General features: G+C 75.2%; 3 protein-coding genes. All 3 read left to right on the top strand.

Translation table 11 applies throughout. The features are described from left to right. On the top strand, window positions 1-1,300 hold a 1,300-nt coding region (locus tag AOK24_RS47960; RefSeq protein ID WP_159052102.1), incomplete at its 5' end, for a DUF6624 domain-containing protein. Beyond that, window positions 1,297-2,493: a hypothetical protein gene (locus AOK24_RS35920; protein WP_055724158.1), complete on the top strand. Its 1,197-nt coding sequence runs from the start codon at window positions 1,297-1,299 to the stop codon at window positions 2,491-2,493. The genes AOK24_RS47960 and AOK24_RS35920, both read left to right, overlap by 4 nt. Next, the gene (locus AOK24_RS35915; protein WP_055724157.1) at window positions 2,490-3,662 is read left to right on the top strand and encodes a JmjC domain-containing protein; all 1,173 of its coding nucleotides are present in this window, start codon (window positions 2,490-2,492) and stop codon (window positions 3,660-3,662) included. The genes AOK24_RS35920 and AOK24_RS35915 overlap by 4 nt, the downstream gene beginning before the upstream one ends. The last annotated feature ends 42 nt before the right edge of the window (window positions 3,663-3,704 follow it).

The following is a 3,704-nucleotide window of genomic DNA, read 5'->3' as shown; positions in this document are numbered from 1 at the left end:
CCCCACCCCGTCCGGAGCCCTCGCCCTGCACCGCCGCCACCGCGCCCACACGAGAACCGAGACGCGGACCGTCGTGGCGGACACCGACGGCCGCACCGGATACGGCCCCTACCTCCCGGCGATGCTGCGCGGCATGTTCGACGCCTGGACCCTGATGTGCCGTCAGCGCCCAGCGATCCGCCGCTTCCTCGCGGACACCGCCCCCGGCCACCACGTACGCGTCCTGCGCCAGCCCACGTTCCGCTACTACGACGCCCTGCTGCCCCGCTGGCTGTCGGGCGGCGGCGCGGACCCGGCCCCCGCCACCCCGGACGTCAGCTTCGACCGCGCCGAACTCGCCCAACTGCACCGCATGGACGTCCCGTACTTCCTGCGGGCCCTCGACGGCGGCCCCGTCCTCGCGCTCGCACCCCCGCCGCACCCCTTCACCACGTCACCGGTCACGGCCGACCCCGAACCCGAGGCGGGCTGGCCCCCGCACCCGGACCATTTCGACGCCGAGCACCTCACCCTCGCCGGCCTCGGCGTGGCCCTGCGTGACGCCGCCGAGCACGTCTTCGACGACCTGACCGACCTCGACGTCACCGACGAGACGCACGGCGTACGGCTGCTCCTGCACAGCCCCGGCGAGGGACAGGCCGCCTTCGACTGGCCGGGGGCGGGCCGAAGGATCACCTACCTGTGGAACCGGCAGACGATCCGCCTGCGCATCGACCCCCTGGACGCCCCCGCCCCGGCGCCCGAGCCCGCGCCCGCCGGGGAGATCCGGTGCCGCCTCCTGCGCCTGCACCGGCTCGACGGCGCGATCCGCACCCCGTGGGCGGACGGCGGCATGACCGACACCGACGCCGAGGACCGCCTGCGGACCCTGACCGACGCCGGGATCGCCTGGCTGGCTACGGTCGTCGACGGGCACGGCTGGCCCGGCCGCGCCCTCGTCGGCGCCGCCGCGGCCGGCGTGGCGAGCCGCCTCGTCCAGCACGCGTACGGCCACCTCGACTTCCGCCGGCGCTGCCTGAACCTGATGCGGCAGGCGGCCGAGGGCGGCGACGTCCCCTGGCGCGACGTCGCCTACCTGACCGACGCCCTGCGCATCGACGAGGGCCGGCCCCAGGTCTACGGCACGAAGTTCGAGCCGGTGGACGGCCGCCTCGAACCGTGCCCCGTCGAGGACCCCGGAAACGTGGACCACCGCCGCGCCGAACTGGGCATGGAACCCCTCGCGGACCACACGGACCGCATCCGGCGCCGCTTCCCCAGCCCCCAGCGACCGAGGCGACCGCAGAGGCAGGCACCATGACCGTCGACTGGACCCGCTTCGCCCGCGACCACTGGGAACGCGAGCCCGCCCGGCTGACCGCCCCGCCCCCGGCCGGCGTCGAGGACCTCCACGCGCTCACCGTCCGCGCGAGCGCCCCCTTCCGCGCCGGCACCCGCTTCTGGGTGATGCCCGACGTCCGCCTCCTCGTCGGCGACGGACGGCTCCGCGCCCCGGGCGCCCTCCTGCCGGACGACAGCGATCCCACCCTCGACGCCTACCACGACCGCCTCGACGCCGCCGTCCCCGGACAGGGCCACCTGCTGACCGTGGAGCAGCCGCTGCTGCTCGACTACGCGCTCTGGGCGGCCGTACGCGAAGCGGTCGAGGGGCTGTGGCGGGAGGTCGGCTGGCCCAATCTGCCGCTGACCGCAGAGATCCTCACCGGCGACCGCTTCACCCAGCACGCGGGGGCCGCCGAGGCGCCCACGCACGCGGCGTTCACCTGGATCCTGCGCGGGCGGATGGACGTACGGCTGTGGGACGAGCGCCAAGGGCCGCCGCCCGCCGAGATCGCCGACCTCGGCGTACCGACGTTGAGCGGTGGGCCCGGTGACCTGCTGTACTGGCCCGGCGACCGGCGGCATGTCGACGTCTACCGGGAGCGGTGCACGGCGCTGCGGCTGCGGGTGCCCGTGGACCGGCGGCTGCCGTTCGCCGCGCTGCGCGACCTCCTCGCCGACCAGGTGCACGCCCGGCGGGGGCACGACGAGACCGTGCCGTACTTCCCCCTCGGTGACGGCGTCGGCGAACCCCTGGCCCGTCTCACCGGCCTCGGCGACGACCTGCGCGACCTCGTCGACGGCGAGGGCCTGCGCCGGACGCTGCGCGTGCGCTGGGCGGCGCTGCGCTCGGCCGCCGGACTCGAACCGATCCCCGCGCCCCGCGACGCCGTCCCCCTCACCCCGGACACCCCGATCCGCCTCACCGGCGAGATCGTCCGCATGCCCGACGGCCCCCGGCACGAGGTGTGGGCCGTCAACGGCAACGTCTTCACCCTCCCCGCCGCAGCGGCCGACCGCGTGTACGACGCCCTGCGCGGCGGCGCGGCAATCCCGGTCGCCGAGGTCTGCCACGCCCTCGGCGGCGACAAGAACGACAAGAACGTCCTCGCGCTGCTGGAGCGGCTCTACCGGCTGCGCGGCGTCGACCTGGCCGAGGTGAGCGCGCGATGACCCTGACCACCGAGAAGTCCTTCGACTGGGACACCTTCGTCGACCGCTACTGGGACCGGGCACCCGTGCTGTACAAGGCCGTCGACGACGGGCCGTTCGCCGAGGACGAGGTGTTCGGCGCCGCCGTGCGCGGCAGCCGCCCACCGCACCCCCTCGCCGTCCCGGCGAACCTCCAGTTCCTCGTGGAACGCCGCCAGCAGACCCGGCTGCACGACTACGTCCCCGACCTTGCCGACGGCTCCCTCGCCGGGTACGAACGACGCCTGGCCGAGCGCCTCGACCAGCAGCGCTACGCCCTCGTCGTGCACCGCTTCCACGCCTTCTCCCACCCCCTGTGGGACCGCGCCCGGCGCTTCTACGCCGGCCTGTGGGAACGCGTCGGCCGCCCCGAGCACTCGGCCGGCTCGACCATGTTCCACGGCTCCTACGAGCACAGCCCCGTCGGCGTCCACCAGGACCGCTTCTCGACGTTCCTGTACTGCGTGCGCGGCACCAAACGCATGCGGTTCTGGGACGGCCGCCCCTGGACCGAACCCGTCCACACGGTCCTCGACTACCAGCCCTACCTCGCCTCGTCGTTCGTCGCCGAGGCCGAACCCGGCGACCTGCTGTACTGGCCCGCCCGCTACCACCACGTCGGCGAGAGCACCGGCGACGCCCCCGCGACCAGCGTCAACGTCGGCATCCCGCGCCGCGAACACCGGCCGTACTACGAGGTCAAGGACCTCTTCCGGGGCGCTACCCCGGCCGCGTCCGCACCCCTGTTCACCCCCGACGCGGGCCCGGACGGACGGCTCGACGCGCTACCGGCGGCCCTCGACGACGCCGTGTCCGCCTTCGCCGGCCTCCTGCGCGAGGACGCCTTCACCGACCGCGCCACCGACCTCGCCCTGAGCGTCGCCTCGGCGGGCGGCTTCTGGCCCACCGAACCACCCGCCGCACCCCGCCCCCTGGGCGAGGACACCGCCGTACGCGCCTGCGCGCCCCTCCTCACCGCGCCCGGCCGGATCGCCGCCTGCGGACACGTCGTCACCGGCACCGCGCCCGCGCTGGTGGAACGGCTCGCTGCGGGGGAGACCGTGCGCGTCCACGGCCTGCCCGCCGCCGAACGCCGCCTGCTGGAGGAACTGGAGGGCATCCGTGCCGTCACCCGCGTCGACGTCCACTGACCGTCAGGCGGCGGCCCGGATCGCCGCCTGACGGTCAGTGGA

The organism is Streptomyces niveiscabiei, assembly GCF_001419795.1.
GTDB classification, from domain to species: Bacteria; Actinomycetota; Actinomycetes; order Streptomycetales; family Streptomycetaceae; genus Streptomyces; species Streptomyces niveiscabiei.
Note: the sequence above shows the minus strand (reverse complement) of the source record. Positions and strands in the feature narration are given on the sequence as shown.

Coding starts and splice junctions, on each gene's coding strand:
- AOK24_RS35915 (WP_055724157.1), top strand. CDS start 2,490: ATGACCCTGACCACCGAGAAGTCCTTCGACTGGGACACCTTCGTCGAC.
- AOK24_RS35920 (WP_055724158.1), top strand. CDS start 1,297: ATGACCGTCGACTGGACCCGCTTCGCCCGCGACCACTGGGAACGCGAG.